This window comes from Phocaeicola sp. HCN-6420 (assembly GCF_037890145.1).
In the GTDB taxonomy this organism is placed as follows: Bacteria; Bacteroidota; Bacteroidia; order Bacteroidales; family Bacteroidaceae; genus Phocaeicola.
The window spans coordinates 14,816-34,938 of the sequence record NZ_JBBKBJ010000011.1; the positions used below are offsets into that span (position 1 = coordinate 14,816).

Here is a 20,123-nt window from a genome sequence, read left to right on the forward strand (position 1 = left end):
CATTAGTCTCCCTTATTAGAATTGAACTTTTACGTTAAAGCCAATATTACGCAAACTCGGCTGCATAAAATAGTCTACGTTCATATAGTAGTTACTTGAAGTAGATGCAGAAAGTTCCGGGTCAAACGGAGCTTTGCAGTAAATCAGCCACAAGTTACGTCCTACTAAACCTAAAGTAACATTTGCTACATTCTTAAACCATTTTTTAGGAAGAGTATAATTCAAACTTAACTCCTGCAAACGAACGTTTGTAGCGCTATACAAATAGTAACGTCCATAACCACCTTCACCAGTACCAACGGTCTGATAATATTTCTGAGCTTCTACCATACCATTATTAATAGGTACACCACCATTATCACGAGCTGTAGCAGAAGATTCTGATACACCGTAATAATCCAAGATACCCTGAGTAGCAGAATAAGCAAGACCACCTACACGAGCTGTCAGTACAACACCTAAATCAATACCTTTATAAGTAAAGTGGTTAGTCCATCCCAAGTTGAAATCAGCGTCCAAATCACCTACTTTAGTAGGAGTAGAAGAAGTGTTCATGCTAATATTACCGTTTTGATCGACTTCTATATTACCATTATTATCACGAGTCAACTGATTATATACGTAGATGTCAGTCATAGAACCTCCTTCTGTCAAGATAACACGAGGAGCAACGTTTTCCTTACCCAACCATCCAACGTACATTTCATCCATCTGAATTTCTTCGCCTGTTACAGGGTTAATACTACCACTTGCCAAACGTTTTACTTTGTTACGGTTCAAAGTAAATGTTGCATTAGATGACCAGCCGAATCCAGCCCATTCATCATGGAAACCTAAAGCTAATTCAAGACCTTGGTTCTGTACATTACCAGCCTGTACAATTGCTTTGTTATAACCAGATGAAGAAGGAATATCTACCTTAAATGTTTGATTTAAAGTATTAGAACGATAATAAGTAGCGTCTAAGTTAAAACGGTTTTCCCAGAACTTCAAGTTTAAACCAACTTCCCAAGATTTAGTCTTTTCCGGCTTCATATTATCCATAGGGAATACGGTCGGATTTTCCCAGTTATGAGTCTGTCCGTTATATTCATAACCCGGATTTGTCAAGAAACGGTCGAATGAAGAGGCAACAACTGTATATGATCCACGTACTTTTGCATAAGTCAACCATTCAGGAAGGCTCATCATTTCAGACAAAACAGCAGACAAACCAACAGAAGGATAGAAGAATGACGACTGATTAGAAAAAGCCAATTTAGAATCCCAGTCATTACGTCCAGTCAATGTCAAATACAACTGATTTCTCCAGCTCAATTCAGCACTTGCAAAAACACTCTGAATTTCGTCCGTATAACCACTTGGCTCCGGCTTATAGTTAGAAGAGAAATTGATATTGTTCATTTGGAAGAAATTCGGGATAATCAAGTCGCCTGCAATGGACAATTCATTCATTGATGTATGATAAATAGATCCACCAAAGTTGGCATTCAAACGGAATTCTCCAAATGTCTTGTCAATTGAACCCAATACATCGGCATATAAAGCACGTTCCTGACGCATTGCATCTTTCAAACCACCACTCAAGCCACAGAATGTAGTCAGTGTAGATGCATACTTTTCTTCCCTGTTACGATAGTCAGAGTTATCCAAGTTTACACGTCCTGTAATATTGAACCAGTCTGTAACTTTCCATTTCAAAGAAGCGTTCAACATATAACGTTTCTTTTCTGAAGTACGAAGAATACGATTCTGAATCCAGTAAGGGTTCTGCAAAGACATACCTCCATCTCCATAAGGCCAGTACTGTTCCATATAACCATAATTGGTGTTATAACGTTCGTACAAACGAATTTCATCGAAGTTATCACCGCGAGGGAACAAATACAAAGCTGGCAGCGGGTTGTAATACTGTCCTTGTGATACCATGTTCTTATTATTCTGAATAATGTACTGAGCACCGATATCCAATGTCAGGCGATCATTCAGGAAGTTAGTCGTATTACGAGCTGTAAAGTTATAACGATTATAGCTGTTATTAGGCAAAATACCATCAGAGTTAGTTGTAGAAGCAGATAAATAAGTCTGGTTCTTAGCATTACCTGTAGACAGAGCTATAGAGTTAATAATATTTGTTCCAGTATTAAAGAAGTCAGACGGATCGTATCTTCTATCAGTCAACTCTCCCCAGCTGAACAAACCGGTACTTGTACCATAGCGGTTTTGCATTTCCGGCATGATATACGCCTTCGAGAATGTTGTACTATTTGAAACAGTAACAGAAGTACGTTCTGTTTGTCCTTTCTTAGTTGTTACCAAAACGACACCATTTGCAGCAGCAGATCCATACAATGCTGCAGCAGAAGGACCGGTCATCATGCTGACACTGGCGATATCATCCGGGTTCAAGTCGGCTACGGCATCCGAACCACCCATTTCACCAAACTGTCCTTCACCACCGCTACTTCCGGTATTAAACATAGGCACACCATCGATTACATACAAGGCATTGTTATCTTTGGTCAAAGATTTCATACCACGCATTACAACACGAGTTGCACCACCGGCACCAGTTGCACCACTACTAATCTGTACACCGGCAACCTTACCAGCCAAAGAGTTCATGAAGTTGGCATCCTTTACAGCAGTCAAAGCATCACCTTTCACTTCCTGCACATTATAGCTCAATGCTTTCTGCGAACGTTTAATACCCAAAGCTGTTACAACAACTTCATCCAACACCTCAGTGTCCTCTTTCATTACAATTTGGCCTAATTTAGCACGAGCTGGCAAAGTCTGAGTCTTGTATCCAATATAGGAAATCTCAAGTGTTGCTCCTTCATTAACTGACAATGTAAAATTACCATCTATATCGGTAATTGTACCATTAGTCGTGCCAACCTCAAGAATACTTACACCAATAAGAGGTTCTCCCTTGGCATCAACAACTTGACCTGTTGTGGTGACCTTTGCCACAGAACTTGATGACAACGATCCATTCGATACTGAAACACCACTTTCGGTAGCATATGATGCTACGTTATATCCAGAGGCAATCAGCAAAAACAAGAGTAATTTTGAAAATTTACTTCGTTTCATAGATTAAGATTTAGTTTGTTATTAAAAAAAGGTATCTATCCTTTTATTTCTTAAAGCGAGGCAAAGATAATTATTTTATATTTAGCATGTACTTAAAACATAAAATAATTATCTTTATTTTTAGCCATAATTAAATTATTAAAAAAAATAAGACAATAAAATAAATTACTTAAGTTATAAACTTATTTTACTATTATTTCGTCAACAAACTGAATACCATCCTTATACAAAGAATCAGCCATAGCCTGATATCTGATATAACGGGCATCAGTCTCTCCCTCCCAACCGAATTTTTTAAATGATACAGAATCATCTTTTTGTACCTGATGTTTGATAGCAGTCAACTGAGTATAATCTTTTCCGTCAACAGAAGAAGAAATAACAACTTCAGATGGCATAAATACATAAGGTCCGCAAATCTGCATGAAATCGGCAGAAACAGAATGAATCTTCGTTACCTTTTCTAAATCGATAACTACATCCATACGATGATTTTCTGCAAATCCCAGCCAACGTTTATCATTATAATTCCAACCTCCGCGCAAACCATCGGTCAATGTCTTTTCTCCATTAGCCGGATAATTCGGCCAATACGGTATATTAAAAGTAACTTTCTTACCAACAGCCAAATGTTCTACTGGCTGGTTGTACTCTTTTCTATTACCTATTTCCTTAGCATAGTCAAAAGCATTATACCCTTTAGCCTTGAGCTGAGGAATAATCTTCAGGATCCGGTCATGGAAAGAATCCCATGATTTTCTTTCAGGAGCAGTCCACGCCACTTCCGACAAAGCAATAGCACGTGGATAAAGCATATATTCCATATGTTCGTCAGTAGGAATATATTCGGCCCATACATTAGCTTGCACTCCCAATATCATCTTTTGATTATCAGCGCTGAGCGAATCGGGCACGGGATTATAAGAATAAACCTTGCTCAAAGGCAAATATCCTCCGATAGCCTCAGGCTGAGAATAAGGTGCATCCTGATAACTGTCAAAATAACAATATTCACCCGGAGTCATTATTGCATGATGTCCCGACAAAGCGGCATCAATACCACCCTGTTCACCTCGCCATGACATGACGGTTGCGTTTGGAGCCAAACCTCCCTGAAGTATTTCATCCCATCCCAACAAGCTACGTCCATGTTCGTTCAAGAAACGTTCAATACGATGTATCAGATAACTTTGCAATTCATCTACATCTTTCAAACCTTCCTCTTTCATGCGTTTCTGACACAACGGACAGGTCTTCCAGGCACTTTTCGCTGCCTCATCACCTCCAATATGAATATATTCAGAAGGGAACAGTTCCATCACTTCGGTAAGAACGTCTTCAAGAAACTCGAATGTCTTCTCATTTCCGACACAGAAATCAGACTGTTTGCCCGGCTCATGCGTACACGACAATTCCGGATAAGCAGTCAAGACTTCATCCGAATGAGAAGGCATCTCTATTTCAGGAATAATTGTAATACAGTGCTGACGAGCGTACTCCACCATTTCACGGATATCATCTTTGGTATAATAGCCCCCCTGAGCCTCCGGATCGGTTTCTTCGCAATAACCTCGGTCACCATTCCACCATTCCTTCCAAGTCTTACCCTTTCTCCAGGCAGCAAACTGAGTCAGACGCGGATACTTATCAATAGCTATTCTCCAGCCCGCTGCATCGGTAAGATGCAGATGCAGTCTGTTGAACTTATAATGCGAAAGCAGGTCTATCTGCTTTTTCACAAAATCCTTCGAGCGGAAATGACGGGATACATCGAGCATGATACCACGATACGGAAAGCGAGGTTCATCCAAGACATCTACCGACTGTATGCAACCCTCACCCTGCTCTGCCAACTGTATCAAGCTCTGTACACCATAAAACAATCCGGCTTCCGACAAAGCTTGTATCTTTACTCCATCCTCGCCTACATGAAGCGAATAAGCTTCAGGAGAAGTTACCCCACTGATAGAATCAGCCAGCTCCAGCTGAATGCAATTATTTCCGGGCTGAGCTGCTGCAAACGATACAGGAAAACTGGTTTCCGAAAATGCAGTTTCCACAATAGTCTGTGCGTCCTTGCTGCCGTTAAATATGATACGAGTATCTTTATTCCATTCAAAAGAACCTTTCCCAAACGAATACGAAAGAGGTTCCGGTGTTATGCCTACATCAGTTTTCTTCGTGCAACTGACAACCAGCAGCATTGCACAAGCAATAAAAAACAACAGAGAGATTTTCTTCATATACTTATTAATTTAAATTTATTTCATCAACCAGCAAAAACGGCGTAAGTCCCGCATTCAAATGCCATTCGGGCATACGCTTCTCACTTACGACTTTTATTTTAACAAAAGCAGCCTTACAAGGGTCAAACGAAAGTTTATGCTCGGCAATGGTATCGCCATCCGAAGGCTGCATGGCAGGATAATCTTGTGAAGCAACTTCTTTATAGTTTTTCCCGTCGCTGGAAACGGCAACCGAGAATTTCTTCGCATCGAACAGCCAGGCATCTTTTCTGACATACACATGAATGGTGGCCGAACTTAATGTAGTTTCGCCTTGCATATCAATAACAGCCTCCAAGTCATTGCCGGCAACAGCTACCCATGCTCCTGTATCGAAACTGTGATTTCCGTGACGACCGTCGACCAGCACCACCGGACCGTCGGGGGTGAAGTTTTCCTGATTGGGCTGAAGCAGCTTGACAGGTTTCAGCGTAGCTTTATTGAAACGGATTGTATCGATAGAAATCTTGCTCGTACGCGATGGATGCACAGCCATTGTTTTCAGGATGGCATCTTTATCTATTGTAAACGGACCCGTATATTTTGCGGATTTTTCAGTAGGATCCTGACCGTCGAGTGTATAATAAATCGGATCGTCGGCCATAGTACCCAACTGTACATTCAGGACATGTTTCGCCGTATCGGCCTTTATATCTACATTTACATCGAAGACATGTGTAGCATAATTCCAGCCGTAACAATCGTATATAGCCGTAAGCCGAGGTATACGGGTAAGAAAATCTTTATAGTCTTTACGCGACGGGTCGCTCCACTGCACTTCTGCCAAGGCTCCCATACGGGGAAGAGTCATATACTGCACCTGACTGAATGAAGGAATATATTCGGTCCACAAATTTGCCTGTACACCTTTTATATATTGTTGCTCTTCCTTATTGAGTTCTTTCGGCATAGGCTCGTAGCTATATGTTTTTTCTATCGGCAAGTATCCACCGATAGCCAGAGGCTCGTCTTCTACCTGTTTCGACTGATAATAATCGAAATACAAATAAGTATTGGGCGTCATAATAACATCATGGTACTGATGAGCCGCTTCGATGCCGCCACTTTCACCAATCCACGACATCAAAGTTGCACCGGGAACCAGTCCGCCTTCCAGTATTTCCGTCCAACCTATAATCTGTTTGCCTTTTTCATTCAGACATTTCGTCGCCTCATGAATCATATAGCTTTGCAGACGTTCCTCTTTGGTATGCTTTGCATCCGACTTCAGGCCCAATGCCTTTATACGAGCCTGGCACTTCGGACATTTTGCCCAGCGTACCTTCGGACATTCATCACCACCTATATGAATGTATTCCGAAGGAAACATATCGGCTACTTCGGACAAGACATCTTTCACAAACTGCAACGTAGAATCGTTTCCTACACACAGCACATCATCCGATACGCCCCATGTTTCTCTCACCTCATAAGGTCCTCCCGTACATCCCAGCTCAGGATAGGCAGTAAGGGCAGCCTGCATATGGCCCGGCAGGTCTATTTCCGGAATAATTGTAACATAACGCTTGGCAGCATAATCGACAATGTCGCGAACTTCTTCCTGAGTATAATAACCTCCATAGGGAGTTCCATCATACACGCCACTACACCAACGTCCTACAACCGTCTGCTTTCGCTGAGAAGCAACCGACATCAGTTTAGGGTACTTCTTTATTTCGATACGCCATCCCTGGTCGTCAGTAAGATGCCAGTGAAACCGATTTATATTGTGCAGCACGCACATATCTATAAAAGTCTTCACTTCGTCTACCGTAAAGAAATGACGTGCCACATCCAGCATGGCACCTCGATAGGCAAAACGAGGTTTATCGTAAATTTCAACAGCCGGAAGATTTACATTTATGTGCCGGGCTACGGGAAGCGACTTGCGTAATGTCTGGATTCCATAAAAGACTCCAGCTTCGGAAGCACCGGAAATGCAAATCCGCTTATCGTTTACAACCAGTTTGTAAGCTTCCTTATTATCGTCGGTCAGGTCGAGTGTCAGGCATATGGCACCATCAACAGGTATTCCTGCCCGAAGAGTGAGCTTCAATCCCGTCTGACGAGCTACATAGTCTGCCAGAAATTCAGCGTTGTCACGCATCTTTGCATTATTCTCCGGATAGACAACAGCTATTCCATCCTTCAACAAAAAAGAAGAGTTTCCTTTGCAGTTTATCTCCAAAGGCTTAGGGATCACCTCATAATCAGAATTTAATGTTTCTTTTGGGGAACACGATACGAGATAACTCGACAGAAAAACGCAACACAAGCTTATGAAGCTAAATGAAATTCCTTTCATAGGGCAAGATAAGATTTAAGTATAACTAAATATAGGCATTTGTTTCATTATTTCAAAAACAACCTTCTACAAAGGTAAGAATAATATTAGAAAGTCGGATTTATTAATTAAATATTTTAAGAATTGCGGATAATTTATTTTTAAAATGAAAAGAACTTATCCTAAGAAAAAGTATTCCCCAAATTATAAATAAGTTTCAAAGCTATCCAAATAAGAACATATTGAATGAGATATCTACAATTATCCGTCATATAGACAGTTTGTTAAAGGTTGTAAACCATACAACTTGTATCTTGCCTTACCGTCTGCTTAGCAATATTTCGGCAACATATCACAACGACATTACGACGTTAGCCGAAATCCCTCTGATTATTCTCCCGAAAACGTCTGGACGTTTTTTTAAAATTTGTACAAAAACTTATTTTTTTTGTACAAATTTTCAACGGAATGTCACTATGTAATAAAAAGAACGCCGAACGACATCCGAAAGCCTCGCGGCAAGTGTTACCCGACCAAGCTTAACTAATAACACTAACCCGCCAAACGCTACACCTTATTTATATAATATATAATTTCAAAGATTCAGGGTTCTACCAAGACTTCCCGGGTCATCTTTTTTATAAGTTCCGTAAAAGGAACCGTCGTTATACGCCGAGTACATGCTTAACCGTTCTTTCTCTTTTTCCAAAGTTGCCAGCTATTGATGATATTCTGCCACACATTATACATACAGCATAATATAGCTCTGATTATCAAAGTAAAAGCCCACCTATTACTAATAGTGGGTAACAAAATAGTAACAAAAAAAACGAAGAAATCGCTTTGCGGTGGGCTTCATGTGCAAAGGTAACAAAAGCTCTCTAACCATAAAAGCAAAACTGGCGAAAAGAAGAATACTGTTTTTCTTTTCGCCAGCATATATAATTTGCTGTCAATAGAAATTAGTTTAGTCCGTTTTGGATATATAGACAAAAACACAAACTAAACTTGTGTTTATAATAACTTTTTCAACTTATCTATGACATATCTTCCAATGCAGAGAACTTTGAATGATTTAGGTAACAGATATTTGGATGTTTTAATTAGAATGTCCCTTTTTTACACCTAATATCTATCTAAGAAATCTTACTTTTGTTTGATAATTAAAACAGAATGGAGAAAATTCAAGTAATACAACCTACCAAATTGCTCGCTCCTTATATAAAGCAATATTGGCTTTTAAGGATAGATGATGTAAAGCAAGGCTTTCAACGTTCTATCCCGGCAGGTTGTGTAGCACTTGTTTTTCATAAAGGGAACAAAATTATTTCTTCTTTTCATAAGGGAACGCAGCCACATTACAAATAGGGTAAATTTCAATAATGGATTGTTTTGATGAAAAAAACTCTTCAATATTTAGACTTACTGACATAGGGCTGTCATAGAAGACGCTATCTTTGTATCAAAAAGTATTCAACTTAATATTATAGAATATGAAAAGATTATTTTTATGCTCATCATTTGCTGATGTTGCTAATCTATTTGTCGATTGTGCCAAAGAAGATTTGCAAGGGAAAATTATAGCTTTTATACCAACTGCAAGCCTTACAGAACCAATACGATTCTATGTAAAAAAGGGGAAAAAGGCTTTAGAAGAAGCAGGAATGATTGTTGAAGAAGTCGAGATTACCCAACTGCCCAAAGAGGAAATATCTTCTATATTACATAAATGCGATTATATCTACATAACAGGTGGAAATACATTTTTCCTTTTGCAAGAGTTAAAAAGAAAAGGTGTTGATAAAATTATATCTAAACAAGTGAAATTGGGTAAACTGTATATTGGGGAATCTGCCGGAGCAATAATAGCCTCTCCCGATGCAGAATATATGAGAAGTGTGAATTTTGATCCAATAGAAAAGGCTCCTGAATTGAAAGACTGTACTTCTTTAGATTTGGTCGATTTTTATACGATTCCCCATTATGGAAATTTTCCATTCAAGAAAAAAGGTGAAAAGATAGTTCAACTATATAATGAGAAGTTGCAGCTTATTCCTATAAGTAATAAACAAGCTGTTATTATTGAAGATTCAAATATTCAAATTAAAGATGCAAAATGAATAGAATAGACCGTATTTCTGCTATATTGATTCAGTTACAATCGCACTCGTTAGTGAAAGCACAGCAAATTTCAGAACGTTTTAATATAAGCATTCGCACTGTATATCGAGATATAAGAACATTGGAAGAGGCAGGCATTCCTATCATAGGAAATCCCGGTATTGGTTATTCACTTGCAGAAGGATTCAAATTATCTCCTCTAATGTTTACTCAAAAAGAGGCTTTGTCCTTTTTGATTGCAGAGAAATTAGTACATGAACTAACTGATTCAAATAGCAACGAACATTATAAGTCTGGAATAGAAAAGATTAGGTCTGTCATGCGTTTTGCAGACAAAAATATGTTAGAAACAATGGAAAAGTGCATGTCTGTATTGGATACTTATAAATCATCGACCTATAAACCTGATATTCTTTTACTTATTTTACAAAGTATATACCAAAAAAGAATTATTGAAATATCTTATTTGGGAAGTAATGCGTTAAGTGTTTCAGAACGAAAGATTGAAGCTGTTGGAATTTTCTTTTCGAGAACTAACTGGTATCTAATAGGCTTTTATCTTCCCAAAGAAATCTATCTTACATTTCGGATAGATAGAATTCAAAAAATGCACATTCTTAATGAATTACAATCACGGGAGCATCCTCCTTTGGAAAAATTCATACGCGAGTTTTACGATAAAGAAAAATTACATGAAATCGTTATAAGAATAGAAAAGAATAAAACCTCCATAATGAATGATGATAAATATTATTACGGATTAACATCTGAGAAAGAGATAGGGGATATGTTTGAACTTCATTTTCTAACATTTTCAATCAGTAAGTTTGCACATTGGTATCTGTCTTTTGCAGATAGTGCAACTATAATAAGACCAGATTCTTTAAAATATGAAGTTAAAAATATTATCAATAACATTTCTATTTGATTGCTGTCAAATAGTATTTTTAATCGACTCAATGAAAAAAATATTCGACCAAAGATTTTTCCGCTTATTGTCGGAATGCTCACAACGTAAAGTGTCTGCATCTGAATTTGCAGAAGCTATCGAAGAATTGGCGACCCATGTAGCCAATTTTAGTATCAATGAGCAGGATTACAACGTTTTACTACGTTATTTTTCCTTTGGTTTGCACCGTCTTAAATCGTATCGTGTACGGTTTGAGCAAGAAAAAAATGCCCCATCTGCATCTAATTGATGAAGCGATAGGACTTTTGAACACTGAAATACGCCTTATCGAGTGGCGCATCAAATACCCGGAACAGCTACAGCAACGTATCAACAAACAGCCCCTTTCCCCTCTCTATCTCGCAGACAAGACAACCCTTATCAACATCATGGAAATGGTAAGCGGTCTGTTCCTCTCCAAAAACATCGTGTATCAGAACGGCAAGCCCGCCTACTTGGTGGACTTGGCGAAAGCCTTTGAATGGCTGTTCAACATCAAGATAGGCGACTGTTACCAAAAACATGAGGACGTGATAAAACGAAAGCCGGGCAAACTGACCGGGTTTCTTAATGGATTGGTAGAACTTATCAAAAAGGAACATGACAAGAAAGGATATAGATAATCAGTGACTTATGATTTATTTATAGGGGATTCCATTAGTTCCCCCGTAATTTCTTTGCGCCTATTTTCTGAACTTTGCTTCATCAATTGATTGACAGACAAGAATGTATAATCAGAAAAATGAAGCAATCATGTATATAGACAATGACGATTTCAGCGTATGGATGCAGAAGCTGTACGCCAAGCTGGAAGAACTCTGCAAGGATGTACGGGTACTACGCAATGCGGACAAGGTACTACCCGAAGATGACAACCTATTGGATAATCAAGACTTGTGTTTATTATTCAAAGTAAGTATCAAAACTCTGCAACGCTACCGGGCTATCGGTGCGCTGCCTTACTTCACTATCAGCGGAAAAGTGTATTACAAGGCTTCCGATGTCCGGGAGTTTATTAAAGAACGGTTCAGCGTCACCACGCTACGCCAGTTCGAGAAAGAACACTGTACGAAGAAAAAGAAGTGAATCTGAAAAGCCGGAACGGTGAATGTACTTCATCTGTTCCGACTTTCCCTGCTTATGGCTTACCCAACTTATCGGCTTCTTTCTTTAGCTGTTCGGCTTGCTCATTCAACAGCCTTGCACGTTCCAGTGCTTCTGCCTGCTTTTGGATGCGATATTCAAAATCCATCACTGAATCGGTCAAACTTCGGATAAAACCGTTATCCCGTTGCCACTTGAACTTGTTTTCCAGCATATCAAAAGTTTCCCCGTCTGCCTGTCCTTGCATCAGCAAATAGCGGTATTTCATATCGTTGTCCTGCAACTGCTGCATACGTTCAGCCAAACGGACATTCAAGAATATGGAAACGGAACAGACGACCAGCACTGCCGAAAAAACAAACAATCCCGGACGAATCCAAGAAGTGACCTTGTTGTAAATCCGTTGATAGAACGGTAAGGGCGTAGCTTCCTCTTTATCCGTCTTGCAAGAGCCCAAAGTATCAATCATTACCTTGAAACAACGGTAAGTTTCCAATGTTATTTTCTTGGTGTCCTCTATGTTCTTCTGCTGACCTTGCATCCTGCTCCTTATGTCGTCAAGTTGGCTTTGAATAACCCGCAACTTTTCTTCGGGAACAGCCGAATTACTGTGCAGTTCCGACAACGCTTGTTCGATTGCTCCCAGCCGTTCGAGAGTTTCCTCCCGACTGGCTGGCGTTGCCTGTGCTTCCTGCTTCTCTTTCAGTTCCGTAACCATAGAGAGAAGCCCCTCTAAAATCAAATTATCTTCCATGTCTTTACAGTTTAAGTTGTTTTTTCTTTTTCTTCTTCTTTCTCAAATTAAAATTAGGTTCTTCATCCACTGGGGGAGAAGAAGCGGAAAACAGACCGAGCGAACCAGTTATCAACGGACTGTCAGCCTTGCCCGGTGCAAGTGCTTGCTCCCGAACGGGCGCGAAAGTTGTTTGCCGTTGGCTTCCGGCAACATTCATTCCTGCATACCCGAAACATTTGTCCAGTTTGGAAAAACTGAAACTCCGGTCTATCTCCGAACCCTTGAACGTGTATTCACCTTTGGAAAAGGATATGCCCTGTATCTCGTCGGTCTGTCCCTTTCGTTTGAACCGGACGGTAATACCCTTTTCTGCTAACCGCTCCTGTAACTGCTGCCAGTTACGGGATTTGCCGATTTCGTTCTTCACAGCCGTGTAAATCTCGTATTTCGACTTGTCCGGCTCTTTCAGTCGGTGCTGCTTTACCTGTTCTTTTCCACCAGCGAAATAAAGCCCGTGTTTGGCTTTCAGCTTCTTGCATACCTGTTCGTTACGGTACATATCGTTCCTGTCCGAAATGGTCTTGCCGTTATTGTCTATGCGGTTGAACACGATATGCACGTGCGGATGTTCCCGGTCTTGATGACGCACGATGATATACTGCGTATCGGTGATTTTCATTTCACGCATATACTCCTGCGCAAGTTGTACCATCTTCCCGTCTGTCAATTTGGGCGCATCCACTGTCGAATAACTTAACGCAATATGTCCGACAGGCTTCTTCAAATCGGGATTCATCCCGGTCTGCATACAGAAGCTGCGGATTATATCACCCCGGCTTTCAGTCAGAACCCCGTCCGCATGAAGCAAAACCGCCTGCTCCTTGCCAAGCACATAGTTCACACAGCCCTTAAAACCGCTTCCCTTTTTTATTTTTCCAATCATCCGACAAATGGTTTATGATTCCAATAATCCTGTTTTTGAGCTTCACCAGTTCCACCGCCACCAGTGCGAAACCTCCGGCATTCGCCCGGTGCGCCAACTGGTTGATGTTGTTGGCTTCCCCTGCCAGTTTGCGGATGGTGTCCGCATCCTGCCTGTTCAGCCGGGGTATGACCTCTGCCGAAACAACCGCCTGCCTTACATACTCACTGACACGCAACCCGGCTTCCCCGGCTCGCTTCCTGATGGCGTAATACTGCAACTCGGTCAGTTTCGTACTGACAACCCGTTGCTGCTTCTCTATCCGTTTCTTTGCCGGACGTCCCCCCGGCTTGTCCTTTATACTCGTCATGGTTTTTTACGTTTGAATGGTGTCTTAAAAATTGCGACCAACGGGAGAAATTTTCTTTGCGGTGAGCAAAGCAAGGTAGTTTCGGTTTACCGAAACATAACCTTGCTCTCCAAATAAACCGCCAGCCGTTGATAGTCCTGCCGGATTAAATGCCCCTGCCTCTCTTTTGTCTTGAGGCGGCACGTTGTCCGGTTTCCTGCTTCGTTTCCTGCACTTGGCTGGCTTCGTTTTTCTGTTCCTGCTTCCTGCCGCACAGATAATCGTTCAAGTCCGAATATCCCCTATAATTGTGCGAGAAGTCACGCACACGGTAGGAGTATTCCAATTCGATAGCCCGTGTCGCTTCATATCCAGCCTTGTCATTGTCAAGCATACAGTGGATGCGTTCATACGGGTACAGCACGTCAATGGCTTTCGGCACGTTGACAGTCGAATTAAGAATGACATAGTCCTGTCTGTCAAGGTCGGGCATGGTCGGGCAGTTCTTCATCCGGAGCGTGAGGAAAGAAAGATAGTCCATAAACCCCTCGAATACCAAACACTTCTCTCTCGGCTCTCCCTGCTGCCGTATATGGGTGATGTCTTTCGGGGCAATGCAGCCTTTGAAAAAGGAATTGCGAACCTCGTAACCTCCTGCCATGTTCGGGAAACCGATAGCAAAGAACGGTCTGCCGTTATTGGTAAAATGGAGTTCCTTACATTCTCTTTTTGCCAGTTCGACATTGATACCCCGTCCCTGCAAATAACGGAGCAATGCCGGATGGATAAGGTCACGGACTTCCAAATGCTGGAAGCTCGGTTCTGTCCTACGCTGGGGAAAAGAAAAACTGACCGGACGGACGTGCGGTGTCTGTTCCGCTATCCGGTTTAAAAGGTATGGCAAGCTGTCTGAACAATAGAGTTCCTTTGCCAGTGCGATGATGTTGCCGCCCTTGCCTGCGCCAAAGTCATACCAAAGGTTGCGGTCAGTGTTCACCTTGAAAGACGGTTCGTGTTCCTCCCTTAACGGTGATTTGTACCATAAACCGTTACCCTGCTGCTTGACAGGAGAGTAACCTAAACTGTGCAGATAGTCTGCGATGGGTATTTGTTTCACATCTTCGATGTTCATAACATTTTCTTTTTGGGGATTAAAAAATAGTTGAAAAGTGCACCAGTCCTGTTTAGTCCGTTATATATACACCCGTACCATACTAAACCTGCCTGTTCCGATACTGGGAAATAGTAAGTCCGTTCCTCTTGTATATACACCCGGACTAAACCAAACTGACTTTTAATAATGGAAATCGGGATTATAGCGGTAGCCCTTGCCCTCTTTCACAATCATGCGCTTGTTCACAAGAAACTTGTTAAGCGACACAAGAACATTGCGTCCACGCTCGTAACCGATACTCGCATAACCCTGTTTCAATGCCGCTATGACATTGGAATAGCCTTGTACCACCTGCTTGCCGAAACCGTTCTCCAACGCTTCCCGGTGTTGCTGTTCAGTCAGTTCCGTAAGCGAAAAGTTCCTGTCCTGCTTAGGTTGTTGGAATACATAATCATCCACGATTTCGGGTAAAGCGTTGTCATTGATACGGAATGCGAACGGGTCAAATTCCCGGTCACGTATGTGCATCGCCTTTACCTCGCTTATGTTGCCGTCCTGCTGGCTTTTCGTGATTTGCAGGACGGTTTCAGCCTTGTTGTTCAGTTCCGTACCGATATGCCCCCTTGTGTTGTCATCCCCCTTATTCAAATGCAGAACAGTGTGGATATGCAGGTTATATCCGCTTGACCAGCGCATCAAGAGGTTGATTAGGTCGGTTGATTCGCTGGGGCTGTTGATGTCATACATCAAGTCACGGATTCCGTCAATGATGAGCAACCCCACATCGGGCATATTTTCAAGCATATAGCCGATAATCTGTTTCCGCTTGTCGGGGGTCTGCTCCCTTAGCACGATGAAAACAAAATCGTCCCTGTCCTTGTCGGTAGGCAGTCCGGCAAGTCGCAAAATACGCTCCATGACCTTATGGCAATGGTATTTGCTCTGCTCGGTATCTACATAGAGGATTTTCCGCTTGTTCGGTGGCAGATATGCCGAATACTTCAGTACCTCGTCATTCTTCAACGCCGCCGCAACGATGGCGGAAATGTTGAATGTCTTTTTGCTCTTGGCTTTTCCTGTGGATGCGCTGAAATTACCCAGCGTGCCAATGGTAGAGCCGTTCACCCAGAGTATTTCGGGCGGCACTTCGTAAGTGTCCGTCACCTTTAGATGGATGGTTTTCCAAAGGGCTGCAAAATCCTCTTTCTGCATGGTGACATCCTGCCCGGCTTCTGTCGCTTTTCTATTTTCCATAGCCGCTATTTCTTTAAGGGACGGTTAAGGATATATTTCTGCGCTTCCTGCTCTATCTGCGCCTGCGTCTTCACCGGGTTCTGACGCAACCACGCTTCTAATTCCGCTTTCTCAAAATAAAGCATTTTGCCCTGCGGCTTGTAATGGGGTATCAAGTTACCCGAAGTCAGCTTGTACAGGTAACTTTTTGAAAGGTTCAAGAACTTGCTCGCTTCATCAAAACTAAGCACATTCTTTGAAAGGAACACTAAATTTTCGAGTTCTGCAACTCGCTTCTCAATACTTGTTTCCATATAACAAAAGTATTTGCGTTAGACAATATGGAGTGCATGCCCTCCAGTTTCTTGTAATCGATTACGGGGGCAAAAGTATTGAGGAATAGCTTGATAGTGGATTAAGCTATGTTTGAGGTATTAACCTATTCTTAAAGTTTTTTCAGTTGTTTGATATAATTGCTGATGGTTACATAATCTTTTTCATGTTCCACCCCTTTTACATAATTGGCGGCTGTGGCTAAATCACCTTGATTCAGATATTTATCTTTCTTTATATTCTTCGTAACAAACAACTTATTCTTTGCTATAACAGATTGCCAGTTAGGTGTTATCAAACCACGATTGCTTAATTCCGAAAAAAGAAAAGCTACCTGCCTGTTGTTATTAGACCTAAATATAACTTTTGGCTTACAGGAAAGTATTGCTTTCAAATCTTCAAAAGTCATAGGAGCATTGAAAATTTCCACTTCATTGATACAATCCACCAACAATGCTATTTGTCTGTCGTTTAAAATAGACTTAAACGGATTTTCTGTTTCAGCAATATGGGAGATAATTTTAGGCTCTTGGCATTTATCTTGAATTGGTTGCGGCTCTTTCTGTTGTGGCTGCATTTCCGCTTGCACCTTACTTTCTTTCTTTTTTCGCAAGTACGCAGAATATTTTTCCAATACAACAGTTTTAACTATTACGGAAAAATAAGGCAGTTCTTCATCATAAACCGTATTATCTTGCTCATACCGGGAATAATCAAATGAAAGAGGATTAAACGACATGTATTTTCTTTTCTCATCGGATTTCAAGGATTCATAAAAACCGCTTTCCCAAAAGAAATCAGATACAGAATAAAAATATTGAATATCATTCAACACAGAATAACGAATATATAACTGCACCAACTCATCAGCGGTACGAACATATTCTTGCTGTTCCAGTTTATCTGCCTGTTCTTCGTCGAAATATAAGGACTTAGAGGCAATATTATCTATCATAACTTGGCTGGCATGATTGATACAGCGATTGAATATACCTTGTATATGGTCGAATTTTATTTTCAGTTCTTCTTCTGTCATAATAATCTATGTTTCAGTTAGTAGAAACAAAGATATATTTTTCCGGCTAAACAAAGACAAAAAAAGAAAGAAAGTACGGTAACTGTGATATAACCATACTTTCTTTTTAAATCAGTCCGTCAAATTCGGTATCAAACTTATAGCTTCTTCTTTTTTCTTATCGACAATCTTCGCATAAATTTGAGTTGTGGCAATATTTTTATGTCCTAACAATTTGCTAACTGTGTACAAGTCAGCCCCCAATGTAAGCATCATGGTAGCATGGGTATGCCGGGCAACATGAAACGAGATATGCTTAATAATCCCTGCGTCTTTCGCCCATTTTTGAAGTATTTTATTTATAGTTCCCTCATGCGTCAAAGGAAAAATCAAATCATCGCCTTTTGCTTCATTTTGTTGCGGCAACCACTTTAACGCTTCATCGGATATAGGCAGATAAAGCGGTTCTTTTGTTTTCTGCATCTTTATTTCAATTCTTATTCTTTCACCGCTTTTCTGCAAATCGTTCCACTTCAATTTTCTTATATCGCTTACACGCAGTCCACACAAACAACTGAAAAGAAAGGCTTGTTTCATTATCTCATACTTGCACTCTGTCCCGATAAGCCGCTTCAATTCCTCTATTGTCAAATACTCCCTGCGGCTGACTTCCGCTTTTACCTTACTGGCAAAATCAAACTCTTTCGTTGGATTGACCGTAATAATCCCCTCTTTATAGGCTCTATTTATAGCGGTACGCAGCACCCCATAGTAAGCAATAACGGAATTATTACTTAATACACCCCCAGCCTTTAACAAACCAAACTTGCTTGCTTTCTTCGCTTGTTTCAAGAAATCCACAAAGCTATTCAAGAAGTCCTTATCTATATCACGAAAAGCGATATAATCCCCTCTGAACAATTTTAGTTCACGAATGGTATTACCAACGGTCTTTTCATAGTTCAAGCTGCCACGTTCTTTAGATTGGCTTCTCATGTTCATTAAATAATCAATCACATTCGCTTTTGACTTGTTGGTGTTCTGAAAGCCGTGTGCATCATTTTGCAACTCTACTATCCGCTTGCTTTGAATAGCTTTTGCAAGAGCCAACGTAGCTTCGTTCTTTGCCTTATCCTCTCTTGTCTTTTCGGGTATAAGGTATAATTTCAAAAATTCATATTGCCGTTTACCGCCAACATAATTTTCTTTTCTAATAACATCACCTGTATAGTAGTCCAAATAAATAGACTGGTTGCCATTGGCAAGCTGCTTGAATCTAATCCTTACAGGTTCTTTCAATTTAACTTCTTGTTTTTTCTTCGCCATAATTATGTTCTTATTTTGTTACCGATACAAATATAGCGATTTGTTTTGTTACTTCAATGAATACAGGTAACAAAATAGTAACAAAATAAAGGCATTTATTAGACTAAACAAGAAAATAAGGAAAATAAAGGAAATTACATTCAACAAACATAAAATACTAAATATCAATATCTTATGTTCAATATTTTATCTCATTTTTTCTCTTTTTCCACAACTGACAGCTGTTGATGATGTTCTGCCATACTACATAACTTCCAGGAGCTATTGCCGAAACGGGATTCAAATATGTACATGCCATCCATATGGCCAAGACCGTATTTTTTTGCCCTAATGCCTGTCCGCCGCTGATACGGTCGGAATACATACCCCCGATATTCTTTCCAGCCCAAAACTGAAGACAACAAGCGACAAGTGCCAACAGTGCTATCAGAAATTCCTCACCCATGGAGGTATCCCCTTCAACAACCGATTTCGTAGTCTGCCCCATTACGATAATCAAAGCCAATGCCCATAAATAAAATGCCATATCTTTCAGGCTCACTAAAAAGCGATGTACCGGAGGACAGAAACGACGCAACAGCACAGCGGTAAAGAAAGGAAACAGCAGCAACGGGAACACTTTACCTAAAATACGCAGAAAAGATTCTCCAAAAGCCATATCCGAAGGTTCAACCAACGGAAAAACCAGCGGCACAATGACGGCTGCCAGCAGATTCGACAACAACGTATAAGTGGTCAGCGAAGCCGCACTTCCTCCCAGTTTTCCGGTAATGACAGCAGCAGCTGTGGCAGTAGGGCAAATCAAACAGACCATAGTTCCTTCCAGTGCTACACTCCAATATTCATTCAGCGGCAGAAAAAGCAGTAAAGATGCGATTACGACACAAGAAACAAACTGGATAAGCAGCAGCCATACAGTCCAGCGCTGCGGAACAAGTTCCTTTACTTCCACCTTACAGAAGGTCAACAACAGCTGGGCAAAAATAAGAAAAGGAGTGAGCCATGCTATCATTACCTTTACAAGGGGCTTGGCAGGAGCCAGAAAATCGAAGGTCGCAAAGCAAAAATATCCGATAACTCCGGCAAGCATGGCAAGAGGAAGTGTCCAATTTTTTATAAACTGTAACATAAATGTTCTGATTTAACGAACGGCAAAATTACACAAAACCCATAAAACATATTGTATTTTTAATTGTTTTTATAGGCGTTATCTACTGATTAGTTAATTCTTATCTCCTTAAATGAAGACAGAG

At 40.7% G+C, this 20,123-nt stretch carries 18 protein-coding genes; 6 read left to right on the forward strand and 12 right to left on the reverse strand.

All coding sequences use genetic code 11. The features are described from left to right. Nucleotides 1-15 precede the first annotated feature (15 nt). The 3 genes from WKT12_RS08520 to WKT12_RS08530 all read right to left on the reverse strand — a co-directional run bounded on the left by WKT12_RS08520 (nucleotide 16) and on the right by WKT12_RS08530 (nucleotide 7,689). On the reverse strand, nucleotides 16-3,099 hold the full coding sequence (locus WKT12_RS08520) for a SusC/RagA family TonB-linked outer membrane protein (RefSeq protein ID WP_340319423.1): 3,084 nt from the start codon (nucleotides 3,097-3,099) through the stop codon (nucleotides 16-18). A 182-nt stretch (nucleotides 3,100-3,281) separates the two neighbouring features. Then, nucleotides 3,282-5,342 (reverse strand): glycoside hydrolase family 20 protein, encoded by a 2,061-nt coding sequence (locus WKT12_RS08525; protein ID WP_340319424.1) that lies wholly within the window; start codon nucleotides 5,340-5,342, stop codon nucleotides 3,282-3,284. A gap of 7 nt (nucleotides 5,343-5,349) precedes the next feature. Next, nucleotides 5,350-7,689: a glycoside hydrolase family 20 protein gene (locus tag WKT12_RS08530; protein WP_340319425.1), complete on the reverse strand. Its 2,340-nt coding sequence runs from the start codon at nucleotides 7,687-7,689 to the stop codon at nucleotides 5,350-5,352. Between the two features lie 1,152 nt (nucleotides 7,690-8,841). On the opposite strand from WKT12_RS08530, the gene WKT12_RS08535 reads away from it, so the two are divergent. The 6 genes from WKT12_RS08535 (at nucleotide 8,842) to WKT12_RS08560 (ending at nucleotide 11,824) form a co-directional block, all read left to right on the forward strand. After that, a complete protein-coding gene (locus WKT12_RS08535; RefSeq protein ID WP_049129949.1) occupies nucleotides 8,842-9,036 on the forward strand; it encodes a DUF6597 domain-containing transcriptional factor in 195 nt (64 codons plus the stop codon). 125 nt (nucleotides 9,037-9,161) lie between these two features. Continuing rightward, nucleotides 9,162-9,788, forward strand: a complete 627-nt coding sequence (locus tag WKT12_RS08540) for a Type 1 glutamine amidotransferase-like domain-containing protein (RefSeq protein ID WP_004315354.1) — start codon at nucleotides 9,162-9,164, stop codon at nucleotides 9,786-9,788. Then, complete coding sequence (locus WKT12_RS08545) at nucleotides 9,785-10,717, forward strand: helix-turn-helix transcriptional regulator (RefSeq protein ID WP_004315355.1); 933 nt, start codon at nucleotides 9,785-9,787, stop codon at nucleotides 10,715-10,717. The genes WKT12_RS08540 and WKT12_RS08545 overlap by 4 nt, the downstream gene beginning before the upstream one ends. A 31-nt stretch (nucleotides 10,718-10,748) precedes the next feature. Continuing rightward, the gene (locus tag WKT12_RS08550; RefSeq protein ID WP_004315356.1) at nucleotides 10,749-10,988 is read left to right on the forward strand and encodes a hypothetical protein; all 240 of its coding nucleotides are present in this window, start codon (nucleotides 10,749-10,751) and stop codon (nucleotides 10,986-10,988) included. Beyond that, nucleotides 10,942-11,361, forward strand: coding sequence for an RteC domain-containing protein (locus WKT12_RS08555; protein WP_008770715.1), 420 nt, complete (start codon nucleotides 10,942-10,944; stop codon nucleotides 11,359-11,361). Before WKT12_RS08550 ends, WKT12_RS08555 begins: the two co-directional genes overlap by 47 nt. A 130-nt stretch (nucleotides 11,362-11,491) precedes the next feature. After that, nucleotides 11,492-11,824: a helix-turn-helix domain-containing protein gene (locus WKT12_RS08560; RefSeq protein WP_008997282.1), complete on the forward strand. Its 333-nt coding sequence runs from the start codon at nucleotides 11,492-11,494 to the stop codon at nucleotides 11,822-11,824. 52 nt (nucleotides 11,825-11,876) lie between these two features. Here the strand turns inward: WKT12_RS08560 and WKT12_RS08565 are convergent, their stop codons facing one another. The 9 genes from WKT12_RS08565 to WKT12_RS08605 all read right to left on the reverse strand — a co-directional run bounded on the left by WKT12_RS08565 (nucleotide 11,877) and on the right by WKT12_RS08605 (nucleotide 19,999). After that, nucleotides 11,877-12,596, reverse strand: a complete 720-nt coding sequence (locus tag WKT12_RS08565; protein WP_103877822.1) for a hypothetical protein — start codon at nucleotides 12,594-12,596, stop codon at nucleotides 11,877-11,879. Nucleotides 12,597-12,600: 4 nt separating this feature from the next. Continuing rightward, nucleotides 12,601-13,521: a relaxase/mobilization nuclease domain-containing protein gene (locus tag WKT12_RS08570; protein ID WP_004315360.1), complete on the reverse strand. Its 921-nt coding sequence runs from the start codon at nucleotides 13,519-13,521 to the stop codon at nucleotides 12,601-12,603. Continuing rightward, entirely contained in the window at nucleotides 13,487-13,870 is a 384-nt protein-coding gene (locus WKT12_RS08575; protein ID WP_004315361.1) for a MobC family plasmid mobilization relaxosome protein, read from the reverse strand. Before WKT12_RS08575 ends, WKT12_RS08570 begins: the two co-directional genes overlap by 35 nt. A gap of 145 nt (nucleotides 13,871-14,015) precedes the next feature. Then, nucleotides 14,016-14,981 carry a toprim domain-containing protein gene (locus WKT12_RS08580; RefSeq protein WP_004315363.1) on the reverse strand — a complete coding sequence of 322 codons (966 nt, stop codon included), beginning with the start codon at nucleotides 14,979-14,981 and terminating at the stop codon, nucleotides 14,016-14,018. A gap of 162 nt (nucleotides 14,982-15,143) precedes the next feature. After that, entirely contained in the window at nucleotides 15,144-16,217 is a 1,074-nt protein-coding gene (locus WKT12_RS08585) for an AAA family ATPase (protein ID WP_004315364.1), read from the reverse strand. A gap of 5 nt (nucleotides 16,218-16,222) precedes the next feature. Next, the gene (locus WKT12_RS08590) at nucleotides 16,223-16,510 is read right to left on the reverse strand and encodes a helix-turn-helix domain-containing protein (RefSeq protein ID WP_005802192.1); all 288 of its coding nucleotides are present in this window, start codon (nucleotides 16,508-16,510) and stop codon (nucleotides 16,223-16,225) included. A 131-nt stretch (nucleotides 16,511-16,641) separates the two neighbouring features. Beyond that, complete coding sequence (locus tag WKT12_RS08595) at nucleotides 16,642-17,565, reverse strand: hypothetical protein (protein WP_004315366.1); 924 nt, start codon at nucleotides 17,563-17,565, stop codon at nucleotides 16,642-16,644. 111 nt (nucleotides 17,566-17,676) lie between these two features. Beyond that, nucleotides 17,677-18,870 (reverse strand): site-specific integrase, encoded by a 1,194-nt coding sequence (locus WKT12_RS08600; RefSeq protein ID WP_004315367.1) that lies wholly within the window; start codon nucleotides 18,868-18,870, stop codon nucleotides 17,677-17,679. 178 nt (nucleotides 18,871-19,048) lie between these two features. Beyond that, nucleotides 19,049-19,999, reverse strand: coding sequence for a transporter (locus WKT12_RS08605; RefSeq protein ID WP_340319426.1), 951 nt, complete (start codon nucleotides 19,997-19,999; stop codon nucleotides 19,049-19,051). Nucleotides 20,000-20,123 lie beyond the last annotated feature (124 nt).